The 17,948-nt window shown below is 60.1% G+C and carries 14 protein-coding genes and 2 pseudogenes; 5 read left to right on the plus strand and 11 right to left on the minus strand.

Annotated features, from left to right (window positions below):
• Positions 1–9 precede the first annotated feature (9 nt).
• Positions 10–1,947 carry a bifunctional 5-dehydro-2-deoxygluconokinase/5-dehydro-2-deoxyphosphogluconate aldolase gene (locus ACYAR8_RS24165; protein WP_463581275.1) on the minus strand — a complete coding sequence of 646 codons (1,938 nt, stop codon included), beginning with the start codon at positions 1,945–1,947 and terminating at the stop codon, positions 10–12.
• A gap of 245 nt (positions 1,948–2,192) precedes the next feature.
• Here ACYAR8_RS24165 and ACYAR8_RS24170 point away from each other — a divergent pair, with 245 nt between their 5' ends.
• Positions 2,193–3,119, plus strand: a complete 927-nt coding sequence (locus ACYAR8_RS24170) for a MurR/RpiR family transcriptional regulator (RefSeq protein ID WP_108121356.1) — start codon at positions 2,193–2,195, stop codon at positions 3,117–3,119.
• Between the two features lie 170 nt (positions 3,120–3,289).
• Positions 3,290–3,667, plus strand: a pseudogene (locus ACYAR8_RS24175) (PAS domain-containing protein); the annotation flags it as partial.
• Positions 3,668–3,997: 330 nt separating this feature from the next.
• Here ACYAR8_RS24175 and ACYAR8_RS24180 read toward each other — a convergent pair.
• The 8 genes from ACYAR8_RS24180 to ACYAR8_RS24215 all read right to left on the minus strand — a co-directional run bounded on the left by ACYAR8_RS24180 (position 3,998) and on the right by ACYAR8_RS24215 (position 14,137).
• The gene (locus tag ACYAR8_RS24180; protein WP_074891140.1) at positions 3,998–4,999 is read right to left on the minus strand and encodes a lysylphosphatidylglycerol synthase domain-containing protein; all 1,002 of its coding nucleotides are present in this window, start codon (positions 4,997–4,999) and stop codon (positions 3,998–4,000) included.
• The gene (gene clsB, locus ACYAR8_RS24185; protein WP_108121469.1) at positions 4,996–6,237 is read right to left on the minus strand and encodes a cardiolipin synthase ClsB; all 1,242 of its coding nucleotides are present in this window, start codon (positions 6,235–6,237) and stop codon (positions 4,996–4,998) included. The genes ACYAR8_RS24180 and clsB overlap by 4 nt, the downstream gene beginning before the upstream one ends.
• Positions 6,238–6,251: 14 nt before the next feature.
• Positions 6,252–7,046: an endonuclease/exonuclease/phosphatase family protein gene (locus ACYAR8_RS24190; RefSeq protein WP_463581276.1), complete on the minus strand. Its 795-nt coding sequence runs from the start codon at positions 7,044–7,046 to the stop codon at positions 6,252–6,254.
• On the minus strand, positions 7,043–7,960 hold the full coding sequence (locus tag ACYAR8_RS24195) for a DUF72 domain-containing protein (RefSeq protein ID WP_463581277.1): 918 nt from the start codon (positions 7,958–7,960) through the stop codon (positions 7,043–7,045). The genes ACYAR8_RS24190 and ACYAR8_RS24195 overlap by 4 nt, the downstream gene beginning before the upstream one ends.
• A gap of 142 nt (positions 7,961–8,102) precedes the next feature.
• Positions 8,103–8,738: a CGNR zinc finger domain-containing protein gene (locus tag ACYAR8_RS24200; protein WP_463581278.1), complete on the minus strand. Its 636-nt coding sequence runs from the start codon at positions 8,736–8,738 to the stop codon at positions 8,103–8,105.
• A 117-nt stretch (positions 8,739–8,855) separates the two neighbouring features.
• Complete coding sequence (locus ACYAR8_RS24205) at positions 8,856–12,263, minus strand: PAS domain S-box protein (RefSeq protein WP_463581279.1); 3,408 nt, start codon at positions 12,261–12,263, stop codon at positions 8,856–8,858.
• Between the two features lie 277 nt (positions 12,264–12,540).
• Complete coding sequence (gene glsB, locus ACYAR8_RS24210; protein WP_463581280.1) at positions 12,541–13,449, minus strand: glutaminase B; 909 nt, start codon at positions 13,447–13,449, stop codon at positions 12,541–12,543.
• A 190-nt stretch (positions 13,450–13,639) separates the two neighbouring features.
• On the minus strand, positions 13,640–14,137 hold the full coding sequence (locus tag ACYAR8_RS24215; RefSeq protein ID WP_463581281.1) for an HIT family protein: 498 nt from the start codon (positions 14,135–14,137) through the stop codon (positions 13,640–13,642).
• Positions 14,138–14,443: 306 nt separating this feature from the next.
• Between ACYAR8_RS24215 and ACYAR8_RS24220 the strand changes: the two genes are divergently transcribed.
• The 3 genes and pseudogenes from ACYAR8_RS24220 to ACYAR8_RS24230 form a co-directional block, all read left to right on the plus strand.
• On the plus strand, positions 14,444–14,788 hold the full coding sequence (locus tag ACYAR8_RS24220; RefSeq protein WP_463581331.1) for an RNase A-like domain-containing protein: 345 nt from the start codon (positions 14,444–14,446) through the stop codon (positions 14,786–14,788).
• Positions 14,789–14,798: 10 nt separating this feature from the next.
• Positions 14,799–15,167 carry a hypothetical protein gene (locus tag ACYAR8_RS24225; protein ID WP_463581282.1) on the plus strand — a complete coding sequence of 123 codons (369 nt, stop codon included), beginning with the start codon at positions 14,799–14,801 and terminating at the stop codon, positions 15,165–15,167.
• Positions 15,168–15,443: 276 nt separating this feature from the next.
• A pseudogene (locus tag ACYAR8_RS24230) lies at positions 15,444–15,631 on the plus strand (serine hydrolase); the annotation flags it as partial.
• Between the two features lie 5 nt (positions 15,632–15,636).
• On the opposite strand, the gene ACYAR8_RS24235 reads toward ACYAR8_RS24230, so the two are convergent.
• Both ACYAR8_RS24235 and ACYAR8_RS24240 read right to left on the minus strand, forming a co-directional pair.
• Positions 15,637–16,959 carry a chloride channel protein gene (locus ACYAR8_RS24235; RefSeq protein ID WP_463581283.1) on the minus strand — a complete coding sequence of 441 codons (1,323 nt, stop codon included), beginning with the start codon at positions 16,957–16,959 and terminating at the stop codon, positions 15,637–15,639.
• Positions 16,960–17,116: 157 nt separating this feature from the next.
• Positions 17,117–17,908, minus strand: a complete 792-nt coding sequence (locus tag ACYAR8_RS24240; protein ID WP_463581284.1) for a substrate-binding domain-containing protein — start codon at positions 17,906–17,908, stop codon at positions 17,117–17,119.
• Positions 17,909–17,948: the final 40 nt, after the last annotated feature.

A 17,948-nucleotide genomic window follows, 5' to 3' on the forward strand; every position in this document is an offset into this window, starting at 1 on the left:
GTGCTGACGTCAGGCCCGGGCGTCGCGCCAGGATTCGATCAGGAAACCGAAGTTGCTCTGCACCCGAGTGATCAGGTCCGCGTCATCGATTTCGCCCTCCAGCCAGGCTCGGCTGGGCTCGTGAAAGATCGTGCGGCCTACGGCAAAACCCCGGCAGGTGGTACTTTTCGCCGCCTGACGAAAGCCTTCCGCCAGGGTTTCGGCGGGCGCGTTCAGCCCCAGCAACACCACGCCCCGGCAGTACGGATCGCGCTCGTGGATCAGCGCGTCGAGTTGCTCCCAGACCTCGGCAGTCTGCGATTCGATTTTCCACCAGGCCGGGTAAATGCCGAGGTTGTAGAGGCGCTTGAGGGAACGGTAGATGACGTCCGGGTGGGTCGAAGGATGATCCTTGGGCGGGATAACCTCCAGCAGCAGTTCGTGCCCACTGGCCAGAGACGCCTGATACAGCCCCAACAACTGCGCTTCCTGCTCCAGGCGCAGCATCGGCTCGTCGTCCGGGTGGTATTGCACCAGGCACTTGATGATTTGTTCCTGAGGCCAGGCCAGTAACGTGCTGCCCACCGAACGCCCGTGTTCGAACGCCAGCGGGCGTGAACCCTGCACTTCCACCGGACGGGCCACCCACCAGCCGCGCCCGCTGGCGGCATTCAGTGAATCCTGAGCAAAGCGCTGATCTGCAAGCACGCCGACATCGGCGACGATGCCGCGCTTGTGCAAGTCGGCCTCGACCCGCGCGACCGCCTGAACGAACAACTGCTTGAGCGGGCCGATGCAGGCCGGATCGCGCCCGGCCTTTTGCGCCAGTTCCACCAGTTGCCCGCGATGATCGAAGGCAAAAATGAACAGTTGCTGCCACTCGCGACGGGGCACGCTGGCACGATGCAGGCGTTGCAGCACCGGGTCTTGATCGGGTCGGGTAATCGGCACCGGGCTGTTGAACAGGTATTCCAACTCAGTCAGCGTCGGCATGGCCGGCGCGCAGGCGTGGCGCGATACCACCAGACCACCGCAGGCATTCGCCAGCTGGCAGCAGCGCTCGTCGCTCTCGTCGTTGAGCCAGCCCTTGAGAAAACCGGACATGAACGCATCGCCCGCGCCCAGCACATTCAACACTTCCACGCGCACGCCGGGGTAGATCGCGCCGTCTTCAAGATTCGCGGGAATGGCTCCGTGAATCACCGTACAGCCTTGAGGCCCGAGCTTCACCACCAAAGTCGCGGCACTGAGCTCGCGGACCCGGCGCAGGGCGCTGAGCAAATCGGTCGAGCCGCCAGCGATGAGAAATTCTTCTTCGGTACCGACGATCAGGTCGAAGCGCGGCAGGATGCGCTGCACGTGCTGGCTGACGGTGTCGTTGGCGACGAAGCGCGTCTCGCCGTCAGCCTTGCCGGCCAGGCCCCAGAGCACCGGGCGGTAATCGATGTCGAGGACACGTTTGACGTTGTGCTTTTCGGCGTAGTCCAGCGCCTGACTGCTGGCGCGGAACACCTGATCGGTGGAGAAATGCGTGCCGGTGATCAACAGCGCCTTGCTGGAGGCTATCTGCGCTTCTTGAATGTCTTCCGGTTGCAGCGCCATGTCGGCGCAGTTTTCGCGGTAGAACACCAGCGGAAAGGTTTCGCGGTCCTTGATGCCCAGCAGGACCATCGCGGTCAGGCGCTCGGCGTCGACCTTGATGCCGCTGATATCGCAGCCCTCCCGCGCCAGGGATTCCACCAGAAAACGGCCCATGTGGTCGTCGCCCACGCGGGTCAGCATGGCTGACTTCACCCCCAGCCGTGCGGTGCCAAAAGCGATATTGGCGGAGGAGCCGCCCAGGTATTTGGCGAAACTGCTGACGTCCTCCAGGCGCGCGCCGATCTGCTGCGCATAGAGATCGACGCCCAGGCGCCCGAGACAAATCACGTCCAGCTGACGCCCGGTGGCAAAACGAGTCTGGCCCATGCCGGCCCCTCTTCTTTTATTGTTATGGGTTTGATTGCTGATGCCCTCGCCCGCAAACGCAATGCTTGCACGCGAGTTCGTGGATGCAGACTAGAACGGCGCCGGGCCTTGATCAATGAATTTTTCTAAATTATTTTCAGGTGGAATATTTATTCCACTTTGCATTGCGGGTCGCAGCCTGCAAAACTGGCCGCCTGTCTTCTGCACAATTTGCCACGCCACAACCCGCCAAAGGATTCGCACGTATGCCCAGCCTCGATCAGCCAGGCTCTCCCGACACCGGAACCGACGGTTTGACGCCCGTCACCGCCGCGCCCGAGACCGCCGATGCACTGCTCAAGCTGATCACGGCCGAATACGAGAGCCTGCCGCGTCAGCTCAAGCGCATCGCCAGTTACATGAGCCAGCAGAGCGACCGGATCATGGTCGACCGCATCAGCGACATCGCCCGGGAATGCGAGGTGCATCCTTCGGCCATTGTGCGGTTCTCCCAGCGCTTCGGCTTCAGCGGGTTCAGCGAGATGCAGGCGCTGTTTCGCGAGGCCTACACCCACAAAACCACGCCCGTGCAGAACTACCAGCAACGCATTCGCAGCATGATCGCCAACAAATCCCAGAAGGCCAGCGCTGGCGACCTGGCCCGCGAATGTGTGAATGCCACGCTGTCGGGGCTGGAGCGGCTGGCGCTGGAACTGGACGACGAAGCGTTCGAGAAAGCCGTGGACCTGGTGGTCAACGCCGACAATATCTACGTGGTCGGGGTGCGACGCTCTTTCGCCGTCGCCGATTATCTGGTCTACAACCTGCAGCACACCAACAAGCGCATCCACCTGATTTCCGGCCTCGGTGGCAGTTACCGCGAGCAGATGCGCAGCGTGCGCGCCAATGACCTGGTGATCGCCATCAGCTTCACGCCCTATGGCAAGGAAACCCAGCATTGCCTGCGCATCGCCCAGCACCATCAGGCCAAGACGTTGATCATTACTGACAGCAACCTTTCGCCGCTGGCCAAGCGCGCCAATGCCGTGCTGCTGGTCAACGAAGGCAGCTCGTTCGCGTTTCGTTCGCTCAGTGCCACGTTGTGTCTGTGTCAGGCGTTATTCATTGCCGTGGCCTATCGACTGGAGCTGAAGGTGGACGAAATCTCCGAACAGGCCGGTTTCGACGACTGATAACCGACGACCCTGTACACACCCGACGAGCTGTACAAGCTTTGTATAGCTTTTGACATCACGTACGTGATTATCCGCTGCATTGCACATGGAACATGCATCTGAGCTGACTCTCGCTCGCAAGGTCATGGATCAGGACCACACCTCATCCACTTGCCTGAGCCGCCATCATGTTTTTCGACTCGTCCAAGAACAAAACCATCCAGGACCTGCATCTGACAGTCGCCCATCAGGCCAGCCTGCTGGAGGCGATCAATCGCTCGATGGCCAGCATCGAATTCGATCTGAACGGTGTGGTGCTCAAGGCAAACGACAACTTCTTCAAAACCATGCGCTACCGGCCCGAGCAGGTCATCGGCAAGGAACACCGCCTGTTCTGCACGCCGGAGTATGCGCGCAGTCCGGAGTACGCGCAGTTGTGGTCGCGCCTGCGTAACGGCGAGTTCGTGTCGTCAACCTTCCAGCGCATTGCGAGCGATGGCAGCACGGTGTGGCTGGAGGCCAGTTACAACCCGGTCAGGGATTCGGACGGCAAGGGTACGAAGATCAAAGCGCTTGGTAGGACCGGCTTTAGCCGGGAAGAGGCCCTCGCAATCGCTATCAATTTTGATCGTGCCCACGCTCCGCGTGGGTATGCATCCCGAGACGCTCCGCGTCCATTCAAGGCTGGAACCGATGCCGATGACTGCATGCAATGCTTTCTGTTGGACCGGCTTCAGCCGGGAAGAGGCCAGTTCAGGCGCTGGCGATTGCGCAATGTTTGAAGGGGACTCTGTTTGAAGGGGACTGATTTATTTACAACGCTTCACCGTAAATTAATCTGTCCCCGACCTGCAATCTGTCCCCGTGCTCCCTCCCCACGCGTCACCCGTCTTTACCTACAACTGCCCTTCATTCCGGCTACGCATGGCCTTCGCCCGCTTTTCCAACACAACGTAAACCACCAGCGCAATCATCAGCGGGATGAGGAAGTAGATCACCCGATAGCCAATCAACGCGGCCAGCAGTTGGCCTTTGCTGAATTGGTGTTGCATCAATGTGATGAACACCGTCTCAAGCACGCCTAACCCAGCAGGGATGTGGGCGATGACGCCGGCGATGCTGCTGATGAGCAGGATCCCGAGCACGGCCGGGTAGAAGGCTTTTTCCGGCAGCAGCACGTAGATCAGCAGCGCCATCAGCCCCCAGTTCAGCGCGCCCAGCAGGGCTTGGCGCATCGCCTGGTTGAGCGAGGGCAGCACAAACTGTTGCTTGCGAACGGTCCAGGTGCGTTTTCTGGAAAAGCGGCAGGCCAGAAAGTACGCCAGGCAGACCGCCAGCAGGACAAAGCCGATCAGTTGCAGCGTGGTGTCGCCGATCTTCCAGCCTTCGGGCAAGTCGACGAAGTCACCCGCGAACACAAACCCGGCCAGCAGCATGTAGCCCAGCCAGTTGGTGATCAGGCTCAGGCTGAGGATGCGGGTGATGGTCGGCACGTCCAGGCCTAGCCGCGAATACAGGCGGTAGCGAAGCGCGATGCCGCCGACCCAGGAACTCAGGTTGAGGTTGAACGCGTAGCAAACGAAGGTCACCGGAATGATCTGTTTCACCGCCAACTTGTGTTCGGTATAGCGCCGGGCCAGGACGTCGAAGCAGCAGTAGGTCAGGTAGCTGCCTGCGGCGATGACAAAACCCAGCGCCAGGGTACTGAGCTTGTAGGACTCCAGCGCGTGCATCACCTCGTTCCAGTCGAGGTTTTTCATCAGCGTGAAAAGAAGCACCGGCACGGCGATGAAGAAGAACAGCGTGAAGGCGCGCTTGGCCCATTTCAGCCAGGGACGATGCTTCCCCGCGTCGTCCGACTTCTGCTCGTGGGTAGAGGCTTGAGAGACACCGGTCATAGGGATTTCTCCTGTTCGGCCGGCAGCTCGTTTTTGATCGCAGCGGCTTCCGGCAGGGTTTCCGGGGCGCGCACGGGTTTCAGGCGCGGGCCGTGGACCGGGAACAGGCCGGCGATTGCCGGGAAGTGCCGCAGGAAGTGGAAGCTGAGGAAAATCATCGGCGCGCGCCACCACTGCCCTTTCGCCAGGCCCTTGAGGTTGACCTGTTTGCTGTGAGTCATGGCGAGGTCGCGCAGGTGTTCGTGCAAGCGCTGGTTCAAGGCGTGGTCGCGGATGAACAGGTTGGCTTCCAGATTTAGCGCCAGGCTCAGCGGGTCGAGGTTGCTGGAGCCGACGGTTGACCACTCGTGGTCGATCAACGCGACTTTGCCGTGCAGCGCCCGTTGTTTGTATTCATGGATGATCACGCCTTCGCGCAGCAGCCAGGTGTAGGTCAGGCGCGAGCACACGCGCACGAACGGCATGTCCGGCTTGCCCTGGAGGATCAGCGTGACCTTCACCCCGCGACGGGCCGCGTTGCGCAGTTCACGCAGGAACCGGTAGCTGGGAAAGAAGTACGCGTTGGCGATGGTGATGCGCTGAGTCGCGTTGCGCATCGCCAGCAGGTATTGCTCTTCGATGTCGGTGGTGTGATGACGGTTATCGCGCTCAGCAAGCAACATCCGTGCGCTGCCGGCCTGACGCGTCACCGGCTTGAGCGGCGTGAAGGTCTTGCGCACGGCGGGGCCGAGCATGCCCAGGGTCGAGCGATAGATGTCCGCGACGATCGGCCCGCGCACGAGCACGGCGTAGTCCTGTTTGGCAGTGATGCCGGTGTCGGCCATGTGGTCAACGCTGTAGTTGATGCCGCCCATGAACGACGTCTCGCCATCGATCACCACCACTTTGCGGTGCAGGCGCCGGAACAGGTTGGTGCGCATGCCCATCAGTTTAGGGCGCGGGTCGAACAGCTGAATCTGCACGCCGGCTTCGATCATTTTGCTGACAAAAGCTGTGCTCAGGTCGCTGGTGCCGTAGTCGTCCACCGTGATGACCACACGGACGCCACGGCTGGCCGCTTCGATCACGGCCTGCTGCAAACCCTCACCGACGCGGTCTTCGAAGATGATGAAGGTTTCGATCAACACTTCTTCGCGCGCCGCCCGGATGGCGTCGAACACCCGGGCGAAAAAGTCTTCGCCATTAATCAACAACTCCACCGAGTTGCCATCCCGCCAAAGGCCACACATGGCGCCCATCGCTTTCATACCCCTCATAGCGTTACCTCCACCGCCAACGGCGCATGATCGGAAAGGTGCGACCAGGGACGATTCGACATCACCCTGGGCGACCGGATGTGCGCGTTGCGCACGTAAATGCGGTCCAGGCGCAACAACGGAAAGCGCGCCGGGAAGCTTTTCGCCGGCGCACCAAATGATTCAACAAAGACTTCGCGCAGCCCGGCAGGATTCAACACGCTATCGGCCTTCTGCCGCCAATCGTTAAAGTCCCCCGCCACGATCACCGGCGCGTCGGCAGGCAAGCGGCCCACCAGATCCGCGATCAACTTCAGTTGCTGCTGTCGGTGCCCTTCTTTCAAGCCCAGGTGCACACACACCGCGTGCAGCTCGCCGAAATGCGGCACATCCAGCACGCAATGCAGCAGGCCCCGTTCTTCGGTGCCATGGATGGAAATGTCGAGGTTTTCGTGACGAATGATGGGGTATTTGGACAGCAACGCATTACCGTGGTGACCATGGGGATACACGGCATTGCGGCCGTAGGCGAAATCCTTCCACATGCTGTCGGCGAGAAATTCGTACTGCGACGTGGTCGGCCAGTTCTTCACGTTCTGCGCGTGGTCCTGATGTTCGCCGTGGACTTCTTGCAAAAACACGATATCGGCCGACACCGTGCGCACCGCGTCGCGCAGCTCGGGCAGGATAAAGCGCTTGTTGAGGAAACCGAAGCCCATGTGCATGTTCATGGTCAACACGTTGAGCGTGACTGACGCCGACGCATTGTGTCGTCGGCCATTGAGGTCTTCGGGAATCAGGGCACTGGTCACAACGTGGCTCCATGCAAATCGCCTGGCGCAACTTCCAGGTTTTCAGTGAGATTGAAACGCTCAAGCAACCGGCGCGCGTCGTAGGGGGCGCGGACCTTGATGTCGTTATCGAAATAGCAATAAACGTCGCGGGACTTCCGCGCTCGGGGGGCTTTGTCCACGATCAGTTGAGCATCCTCGGGCTGCGCGCCCCGCTGCCAGGCATCGATGCGGTTGCCCCAATGCCTGATCGCCTCTTCGGAATAACCGCTGGCGTACAGTTCTTTGTCGCCATGCAGGCGCACGTAGACGAAATCAGTGGCGAGGTCTTCAACGTGGGGCCACTTGCCGGCGGTGTCAGCGACCACCAGCGCTACCTTGTATTTGCGCAGCAGCGCGACAAACTCAGGTACCAGAAAGCTTTCATGGCGGATTTCAACGGCGTGGCGCAGTTTCAGCCGCGCCGGAATGTCCAGATAACCCGGCTGCTGCAAACGCTCGGCGCATTGGCTGGCGCAGGCCTTCGCGGCTTTACCGTTGTGGGGCAACAGCTTCAGAAAATGCTCGAAACGCTCGGCGTCGAATTTGAAGTTGGGCGCGAACTGCCAGAGGATTGGCCCCAGCTTTTCTTTGAGCTGAAAAACGCCGGAGGCGAAAAAGTTGGCGACGGGCTCGTCGATTTCCTTGAGGCGGCGGACATGGGTGATGTAGCGCGGGCCCTTGACGCTGAAGACGAAGCCTTTCGGCGTGTGGTCGTACCAGCGCGCATAAAGGTCAGGCGACTGCAGCGAGTAGAACGAGCCATTGATTTCGATGCTGTTCACGGCTCTTGAGGCGAATTTCAACTCGTTTTTCTGCGTCAGGCCGATGGGATAGAAATCCCCGCGCCATGGCGTGTAACGCCAGCCTGAAATGCCGATACGAATGTCGCCCATGCCTGTGCTCTCTGATGTCCTGCCGCGGCACCTGCCCCGACACTTCTGAACTAGAGATAAGAAGCTTGAGAACGTGGCAGGTTCCCTGGCTTTTTGCCGCCGTTACGGCGCAGATTGCCGCAGCCTCAAACACCGCTTGCGCTCAGGAGTCGACCATGGCCCTTTTGACCTTTTCCCGCGCGCCGCAGACATTCATACGGCACCAGCGGCGGCGACCGTTTTTCGACGTATCGAGAAACAGCCAGTCGCAATCCGGCGCGGCACAGGCCTTGAGCCGGGCCGTGTCGCCGGAGGTGAGCAGCGTCGCCGCCTGCACCGCGAGACGACCGATAAACCCGGCCGTCATCGAACCCAGGTCGTCACCGACACGCCAGCGCCAGATCACACCCGGTGGCGTCAACACCAGCAGGCGCTGGTCGGCGGTGTCGGCGAGCGCCTGATTCAACGCATCAAGGCTGCCCGGGTCGGCATCGTGGTCCAGCGCCATGGGCTGCAACAACCGATACAGCGCTTCGCGGAAATCGATCAACTGTTGAAACGCCGTCACTGTGCGCCAGGAAGAACGCCGCACCAGCGCGACGAAGTGCTGATGCTCCTGATCGTCGATCAGCCCGGCATGGCGGAACCAGTGGACGATGTCCTCCAGATTGCTCAGCGCGTCGACAACCTCCCGCGCCCCCGTGCCCGGCCGACCGCCGTCACAGGTATTGAGGTAATCCAGCACCGCTGCGCCACCGACGAGATGGATGGCGTTGATCTTCAGTTGTCCGATAGACATGGCATGCCCTCAGTTTGAGGCGATGAGGGAATGATGACAGAGAAGTGAGGGGCTGCTGAAGTGTTGCAGGGTTGTGAGATGGGTCTCACCCCACATCTACTGGGCTCGCCACGCCTATCAACTCGTCCTCCCAAGCTGAGCAAGACTCGCCGCCAGGTCGCTCTCGCGGAACGGCTTGGTCAGGCGTGGCAAATCCGGATCAAGCCCTTCATGCTCGGCATATCCTGAGACGAGCAAAATCGGGGTCCCTGGCCGGGCGTTTCGGACGCGTCTGGCCAGGTCGGTACCACTGATGCCCGGCATGAGGTGGTCGGTCACGATCAGATCGACTCGCTGCCCGGTGCTCAGCAGTTGCAAGGCTTCCTCGCCGGAAGAGGCTTCGATCACGCGATAGCCTAGACCGGCCAGCATGTATGAGGTGCTGGCGCGCACCAGTTCTTCATCGTCGACCAGCAGCGCAGTCCCGCGCAGCGAACGGCGCTCCGGGGCCTCGTCGATGCGCAAAGCCGCCGCCGGCACGGTCATGCTCCGCGGCAGCCACAGCTCCACGTTCGTGCCGAGCCCCGGCGAGCTCTGGATCGTCAGCGCGCCGTTCAGCTGAGATGCCAGGCCATGCACCATCGACAGCCCCAGCCCCGTGCCTTTACCGACGCCCTTGGTGGAGAAGAACGGTTCCACCGCCCGGGCAAGCGTGGACGCATCCATGCCAATGCCGGTGTCCGCAACGGACAGACAGAGGTAATCGCCGGTCGGCAGCCTGGACCGGTGTCCGGTGCACACCCATTCGGCGCTCGCCGAGATCCTCATCGTGCCGCCTTCGAGCATGGCGTCACGTGCGTTCACGGAGAGGTTCAGAAGCGCCATCTCCAGCTGGTTCGGGTCCGCGATCGCGGCAGGCAGATCAGCCGGCGCATCGACGACGACGCGGATTTGCGGTCCGGTGGTGCTGGCGACGAGATCGCCCATGCCGTTCACCAGTTTCGCCACGTCGACCGACACCGGCTGCAACGGCTGACGGCGCGCGAAGGCAAGCAAACGCTGCACCAGCGTCTTTGCGCGATCAGCCGATTGCACGGCGCCGGAAATCAGCCGCTGTTCACGTTCGCCGCCCACGCCTCGACGCTGGAGCATGTCGAGGGTGCCGACGATCGGGGTGAGCAAATTATTGAAGTCATGGGCCACGCCGCCGGTCAGCTGTCCCATGGCTTCCATCTTCTGACTCTGGCGCAGCGCCTCCTGGACCTCTTCCCGCTCGGCGATGGCCTTGGCAATCCGTCCTTCCAGCGTGGCGTTGAGTTCGCGCAGGCCCTCCTCGGCGTCTTTGCGGGCGGTCACTTCAACCACCGTGCCAGTGACGCGCAGGCAGCGGCCGGCCGCGTCGAACACGCCCCGCCCCTTGGCGGCCACCCAGCGAATCACACCGTCGTCCCTGCCGACGGTGCGGTAGTCGACGTCATAAAGGGCGCGGCGTTCAGGATCGCTGGCCGACGTGAATGCCTTGATCGTTGCGTCTCGATCCTCGGGATGCAAGCCGTCATAAAAGTCTTGAATCGTGACCGGCACATCAGCCTGGATGCCGAACATGGCTTTGGTTCTGGGCGGCCAGATCAGCGCGTCGTGCACGATGTCCACGTCCCAGAAACCGATATCGGCGTGTTCGACGGCAAGGCGCAGACGCTCTTCGCTCTCGCGCATGCGCATCTCGGCGCCCACCCGCTCGACATGCGCCCAGCAGCGCTCGACGACTTCCCTGACCAGCAGGACCTCAGAGGGCAACCAGTCGCGAGGCTGATCCTGATGAACCGCCATCATGGCTGTCAGCCGGCCATTCTTGACCAGCGGGCAGCAGATGATCGCGTCGATGCCAATCCCGCGAAAGGTCTCCAGGCCTTCGCCGGGACCGAGTTCTGCAACGGCGTCGCGCACAATCAGGGTTCGGCCTTCGCGCATGTCAGCCGCCGTCCGCGGGCCGAAAAGATCGAGGCTGTAGGTGCCGACCGAGCTCTGAATGCCAGCCGCGTTGTAGTCGCTGCGAATCCAGAAGCGGTCATGATCGATGTCGACATCCGCGTAGGCGCAGCGCGACACGTTGAGCCTGCGGCCGAGCAACTCGGTCGCGGCGAGCATCGCGTCTTCGGCCCGGCGGATACTGAAAAGGCGGCTGTCCAGCTCATCAAAAAAACTCAGCCGCGCCGCGCTGTCTTGCAGCGCCGCTTGCGCCTGATGCTCGGCCGTGCAGTCGCGGAAGATTTTCACGAAACCGCCCTGATCCATGGCCAGCGGCATCATCAGTCCCGATCCCCAGAAGCGCGCACCGTTTTTATGAACGTGCCAACGCTCATTGACGGCCCGCCCCTGCGCCCTCGCGCGTTCGAGCTCGCCCTGAAACACTCGTTCGATCTGCTCAGAATCGGTGTAGAAGAGATCGCCGTCGCGGCCCATGACTTCCTCGGCGCGGTAACCGACGATGCGCTGGGCGCCGATGTTCCAACCGGTAATCGTGCCCCGCGCATCGAACGTGATGATCGCGAAGTCCTCTGCGCCCTCCACTATCTGGCGGTAGCGCGCCTCGCTGCTGCGGATGGCGGACTCGGCGCGCGCACGGTGCACGACCAGTCCCACCGTTTTGACCACGAAATCACCGATCTCGATATCCGCCGGTAACGGCTCGCGCAGCTCGGCGTGGTACATGACAAAAGTGCCGAGCATGGCGCCCTGGGCCGACCGGATCGGGATGGACCCGCAGACGTGCAAGCCGTGTCCGACGGCCAGCGCCCGTAACTCGGCCCACTGCGGGTCGTTTGTGATGTCGGAAACCGCCGCCCGCGGATTCGGGGTCGCCACGGTACTGCCAGAACCTGCACCTGCGCCGACATTGATGCGTTCGACCGCGTTGATAAACGGAAGGGGCAGGCCCGGTCCGGCGCAATGCTGCAGCTGACTGCCCTCCTCGTTCAGCAGCAGGATGCAGCCCAGGAAACGAGACGGCGACAGCGCCTCCACCTCGCGGACGATTGCGTCCAGCGCGACATTCAGCGGCGTTTCTTCAACGGCCAGCTCAAGGATACGGTTCTGGGCGGCCCCGAGTGCCGCCGCGCGATTGCGGGCCTGGGTCAGGCGCGCATTCTCGATGGCGATCGTTGCCAGCCGCGCCAGACTTTCCAGACGCTTGACCGTGTCGTCATCGTGACGGCGGACCTGCGACCAATAGGCGCCCAGCGCCGCGACCGGCACAGGCCGACCGATAGGCGCCATGATGAGGCTACGCACGAACGTCGGCGAATAGATGTCCTGCGGGATGCGTGGATCGAGCCGAATGTCGCTGATCGCAATCGTCTCGCCGCGACGCATGACCCACCCGGAAACGCAGTGATCGGCCGCGAAGGTCTGGCCCTGCCAGAGCGCAGAGACCGCATCTTCGGCTATGTAAGAACATCGCCCTTCGTCCCGAATCACAACGGCAATGCCCTCCGCGCCGAGCGTGGCGCGCGCCACGTCTCGCAGCACGGCGACGACCTCGTCCACGGACTCCGCCATTACCAGCCGCTCACTGGCATTCAGTACATGAGACAGGCGCTCATCGCCGCTAGGGTCGACTGGAACAGTAGTCAAACGGATCTCCCGACATCTCCACGGCATCAACATCCCGCAGACTGGTTCGAACTGGACAGGGCTAAAGTGGCAGTGTATCGGCTATCCCTTGGATCTCTACACGGCTCGATTCAGGTTTTATCAGAAAGGCGACCAACGCGCGCACACTTGCCACTCTCCAGAATGATTCATGAAACAACTACGGCCATTGTCAGAAAACAGACCAACCAATCCGCGAACTCAGCAACTCCAACGCCGCCATTCCGGCGAGCGAATTCCCTGCAGCGTTCAACTCCGGCGACCACACGCATACGGTGAACTGCCCCGGCACGATCGCCACGATTCCGCCCCCTACCCCGCTCTTGCCCGGCAACCCCACGCGATAGGCAAAATTGCCGGCTTCGTCATACAGCCCGCTGGTGGCCATGATCGAGTTCACTTGCTGGGTCTGGCGCGGCGTGAGGATCTGCTCACCGCTGTGTTTGCAGAACCCGTTGTTCGCCAGAAAGCAGAACGCCCGGGCCAGATCGAGGCAGCTCATCCTCAGCGCGCAGCAACTGAAATAACTGCGCAGCACGGTCTCGACCTCGTTATGGAAGTTGCCGAAGGACTGCATCAGGTAGGCCATCGCCGCGTTACGTGCGCGGAATTGATATTCGGAATCCGCCACACGGGCATCGATCAATACCTGAGGGTTGCCCGACAGCCGCCGCACGAAATCGCGCATGGACAAGGTCGGTGCCGCGAACCGCGACTGGTTGATGTCGCAGATCACCAAAGCCCCGGCATTGATAAAAGGGTTACGCGGGCGTCCGCGCTCGAACTCCAGTTGCACCAGCGAATTGAACGGCTGGCCCGACGGCTCATGACCCAGGCGCTCCCAAATGCCTTCACCGGAATGGCCGATCGCCTGAACCAGGCTGAACACCTTGGAAATGCTCTGCACCGAAAACGGCTCAAGCGCGTCGCCCGCGCAGTAATAGGTGCCATCGTTACCGTAGACGGCAATGCCCAATTGCTGCGCTGGCACGTCGGCCAGTGCGGGAATGTAGTCAGCCACCTTGCCCTGGCCGATCAAGGGACGCACTTCGTCGAGAATCTCGTTCAACAGCGTTTGCATGGAGGGTCCTGGCGTTGATCCCCTGACGGCAGCAGGGGTTAGGGTTCATGACGAATGCTGAGAGGGCGGGATCACACATTTGGGCAGGATTTTGGTTTTTTTGTGGTGAGTGGGTTGGCGCTCTCAGGTCGGCGGAGACTGGTTGGCCGCCAGCGCTTATGGGGCTGATTTCTGGAAATAGGCCCTGCCATCACATCGAGGTGTTGGCTCCGAATGCTTGCCGCAGCACGGTGATGGCTTGTTCAATTGATGGGCCTTCTATGGGCGGTGGGTCGGGACGCTCACAGAATTCTCGCCATACGAAGAGGGTCAGTTCTGCCCCGTCGGTTTGGTTTGAACAGTCAGGGAGCGAGCCGAAGGTTTGCAGCGATCTGTAGCGTTCGTCCGCCCAGAACAGCGCTTCGACCCATGGGTAGATCGGGATGAAATGGAAATGAATGGCGTGGCCCGCATCATGGCCGAAACGGCCGATGTAGAGGCGTTTGGGGTGCAGGCGTGTTTCGATGGCTTGCTGGATTTGGGCTTGCAACACACCGAGCTCGGCTAGGGCTTGGGCTGGCAGGTTTGCCATTGAGTTTGTTGTCTGCTTGGCGACAAGCATCAGGTAGCCTGGGAGGTGGCTGTCCGTGCGGTGGTTGATGAGCCAATGGGTGGTTTCGTGGATGACGAGGCTAGGGGGTATGTCCATTGGGCGGCCATTGGTAAGGGTCGGGGCAGTCTGGTAATTCAAGCAGGAATTCAGTTAGTGTTCTCGCCACAATTTACGAAAGCAGGGAGCTAAGCATGGCATTTGATGCATTTATGAAGGTCGACGGTGTTGAAGGCGATTCGCTGGACGGTGACCATATAAAGGGCTACCGAATTTGTAGTTCCGCTTACTACTGCTTCGCTGTACAACGCATTTCGAGTCTCATCAGTAAGAGCAGGTCGGATATCTGTTGTCACCAGTGAAAAGCCACTCCAAGCTTCAAAGAAGCTGGGCGGTGGGCATACGATCTTCAAGCATGTGGGTAAGAATCTTGATGAGTTAAAAACACGATTCGCATCGAAAAAGGTCCACGTCTCATCCACATTCTATGATCTCGAAACTGCCGAATGGGCGGTCAGTCAAGCACTTCAACGAAACAGACTCAAAATATTGATGCAGTCCAAAGCCAGGCTGATTCTTAAAGAAAAAAGATTTGAGATCTCGACGACCTTAGAAAAGCCGGTTGGTTGGGGTGTGACCAGAGAAGTACCCAACACTGCGGTGAATATGTCAAAGGTCACGATTGCAATTAAATGCGTGAAATACAACCATATGCATTATTTTATAATCACTGCTTTTCCATCACTGTGAGACTAAAACCATGGCATACGGATTAATAACAGACTTCATTTATGAAGTCGGCGATGGTGTCGGTGAATTTTTACCTGACGATGAGAAAACGCTATTCTCGCCACTAACCCTAGATCAAATAGTTAAAGAATATATTGACGAACGCAACTTATTGAATGTCTTTTTTTTAAAAAGACAGATTAAGCATTACATCAAGAACCATATGACCCCAGAAGGTCTAGAATATGTGCATCCGCCATTTGGGCAAGACACATCTTTCGTTGAAGATTATTTCGACGGAGATCTGTATGTTTTTCTGACTAACACCTTGGGTTTGCTTGACAAAGAGTTTAAAGCTCGCGCCCCTAAGGTCATATCGAAGTTTATGGAACTTGGGTGATCATGCCCGTATCTTAGCAATTCCTTTACTTTAGATGGCCGGCATGTCGACGCCTCGCCATTCAAGAACATCTTCGTCGTAACTTCAGTTGACCTGGTTCAAAAGGAGCTATTAGACAGTTATCCATGTTGCCTGAATCGGTTGTATTGCACTCACATCGAGCACCCCGACCTTTATTGAACCCGACGAGTACTAAAAACAGTTGAGTGCGCAGGACAGCGCACCGCTCCGATCGTCTCTCAATTGCAGCAAACTCGAAGTGAGGTTTAAACGGCGCAAATGCAAGCAGCACGGATATTGGGCGGCGCGATTCCCGGGCGCCCATGGGTCAATGCTGGCTATGGCCTCGGTGTCATGCGGGGTTCGATTGACGGCGGGCTAACCTGTGCAGCCACACTGGCTGCGGACCTGGCAGCGTCATTGCCGTTTACCCCGGATGCGACGCCTATCCACAAAGAGTCTGCAAGCCCTAGCGATCAACCTTGCGTGTGACGTCATCCTCTGCCGAGGACTGAAGAAAACCTCGTGCCAATTGTTGGTACAACTCAGGCCCCATTCTCGAGCTGACGCCTTTGGCGATCAACGCAACCGCCATAAGGCTGATCACCATGCCGTGGCTGTCGATCATTTCCATCACGATGATCGCGGACGTGATCGGCGACTGGGTCACAGCGGCCAGAAAACCCACCATGCAAAGGGCAATGATCGGCTGCGCAGCCAGACCGAAAAGGTCAGCGGCGTTGGCGCCGACTGCCGCCCCTACTGCCAGGGACGGTGCAAAGATGCCGCCGGGAATACCAGAAAAATACGTGACCACGGTGGCGAGAAATCGCGTGACAGGCGCGTGCCAGGGCAAGCCGATGTCGGAGGCGATGACCTGAGAGGTAATGCCGTAACCGCTACCGAAGGACATCCCTCCGCTGAGCCAGCCCAGGATCGCAACAATCAGCCCGCAGGCGCCGGCAAACCATACCGGGTGCTGGCGGCGCCATTCCCAGACGACAAAACCGCTATGACGCTGGGGCCACAGCAGCATCCGGCTGAACAATCCGCCGAGCAATCCACAGCCGATACCGATCGCCAGGACAGGCCCGAGGATATCGACACTGATGTCCGGAACATCGAAGTGACCGAAATAGTTGTAGTTGCCCTGCAAGGCGATGGCGACCATCCCCGACAGAATGATGGTGCTGAGCAGGACACCGCTGGTTCGGGTTTCGAGCTTGCGGCCCAACTCCTCCACCGCAAAGGCGATGCCGGCCAGCGGCGTGTTGAACGCTGCAGCGATGCCAGCCGCTCCCCCTGCCAGAATCAGGTCTTCGGCGCGAACGATGCGTGCGTTGGGCAGAAAACGGTGAAAGAAATGCATGATCGAGGCCGCCACCTGCACCGACGGGCCTTCACGGCCTGCGGAAAACCCGCCGGTCAACGCCAGCGTGCCCAGACTCATCTTGGCGAACGCAATGCGCAGTGACAGCAGTTTGTCGACACGCTTGCCCTGATGCACCAGCCGGGTGGCTGCGATGACTTGCGGAATGCCGCTGCCCTGGGCGCCGACGAAGAACCGGGTGGTGAGCCACACAACCAGCATCCCCACCAGCGGGGTATAAACGAACGGCAGCCAGGGCCGCTCAGCGGTGTGCAAGGAAAACTGTGCCAGTGCGAGGTCGGCCATGCGGGCGAACAGTACGACAAGCAGCCCGGCAAGCGTCGCCGCTGCCCAGAGCGTGACGCGGGTGCGCCATCGCATGGAGGCGAAACGACGGCGGATCAGCAGTAGAGGTTTGATCACCGGTGGGTTTCCCATTGAAAGATCAGCGCAATGCGATCGTCAGACTACCCAAATAAGCCATGACCTCCAAGGTGCTGTGATCCCGGGCCCGCCCCCCCTCATCTTAAAGCCAGCCCGAGTGGCCATGATGCGGCTGAGCGCTGTTCGAACGGGCTATTCACTGCACTGGCTTCAAACCGCTGCGTTCTATGGCGTCATGGCCCTTCTGCGATCCCATGTAGTCCAGCAAGGCCTTGGCTTCGGTGGGATGGGCACTGTTTTTAACAACGGCACCTGAGTACAGAACCATCTGCTGCACGTTGTCCGGTATCAAGCCCACGATGTCGATGCCTTGAATCGGCGTGAGCCCACTCAACTGCTGAAACCCCAATTCTGCTTCGCCTCGGGCCACGACATCCCCCACCGGTTCAACCGACACGACCTTGCCCTTGAGCATGAATCGCGGGTAGAGCTTCATGTGCGGGAACAACCAATGGGAGAGATAAAGGCCGCTTGCGCTGTCGGAATAGGCGACCGATTCTGCGTTCAGGAGCGTCTCGCGAAAGGCTTTCATACTGCCAATATCCGGCTGTGCTGCGCCTTTGCGCACCGCCATGGCAATGAATGATTTCCCCAGGTCCACCCGCGTAAGTGGGTCGACCTGATTGCGGGCGGTCAGCGTGTCCAGGGAAGAACCCAGTGTCAGCACCACGTCGGCTTCTTCCTTGCGATCGAGACGGTTATCAATTGCCTGCGGCGCGGGGCCGCTTGCCTGAGCCACCGTTACCTGCAGCTTCACCCCACTGGCTTTTTCGTATTCGGGGGCGATGGCGAGTATCGCCCCCTTGAAGCCACTGGAGCTGAGGACCTTGAGCGTTACTGGCAGCGTTTTGGGTGCATCGGCGGCGTGGATGACGCCCGTACTCAACAACGCACAGGACAACACGAAAGGTTTGAATAGAAGGCGCACGGCGAGCAGTTCCTCGTCTGGAAAAAGACCCTACGCTAAA

This window comes from Pseudomonas sp. HP_01 (assembly GCF_055284355.1).

Bases quoted from the DNA above. Each gene is read 5' to 3' on its own strand.
- ACYAR8_RS24165 (WP_463581275.1), bottom strand. From the start codon at position 1,947: ATGGGCCAGACTCGTTTTGCCACCGGGCGTCAGCTGGACGTGATTTGT.
- ACYAR8_RS24225 (WP_463581282.1), top strand. From the start codon at position 14,799: ATGGCATACGGATTAATAACAGACTTCATTTATGAAGTCGGCGATGGT.
- ACYAR8_RS24180 (WP_074891140.1), bottom strand. From the start codon at position 4,999: ATGACCGGTGTCTCTCAAGCCTCTACCCACGAGCAGAAGTCGGACGAC.
- ACYAR8_RS24200 (WP_463581278.1), bottom strand. From the start codon at position 8,738: ATGTCTATCGGACAACTGAAGATCAACGCCATCCATCTCGTCGGTGGC.
- clsB (WP_108121469.1), bottom strand. From the start codon at position 6,237: ATGGGCGCCATGTGTGGCCTTTGGCGGGATGGCAACTCGGTGGAGTTG.
- ACYAR8_RS24195 (WP_463581277.1), bottom strand. From the start codon at position 7,960: ATGGGCGACATTCGTATCGGCATTTCAGGCTGGCGTTACACGCCATGG.
- glsB (WP_463581280.1), bottom strand. From the start codon at position 13,449: ATGCAAACGCTGTTGAACGAGATTCTCGACGAAGTGCGTCCCTTGATC.
- ACYAR8_RS24170 (WP_108121356.1), top strand. From the start codon at position 2,193: ATGCCCAGCCTCGATCAGCCAGGCTCTCCCGACACCGGAACCGACGGT.
- ACYAR8_RS24215 (WP_463581281.1), bottom strand. From the start codon at position 14,137: ATGGACATACCCCCTAGCCTCGTCATCCACGAAACCACCCATTGGCTC.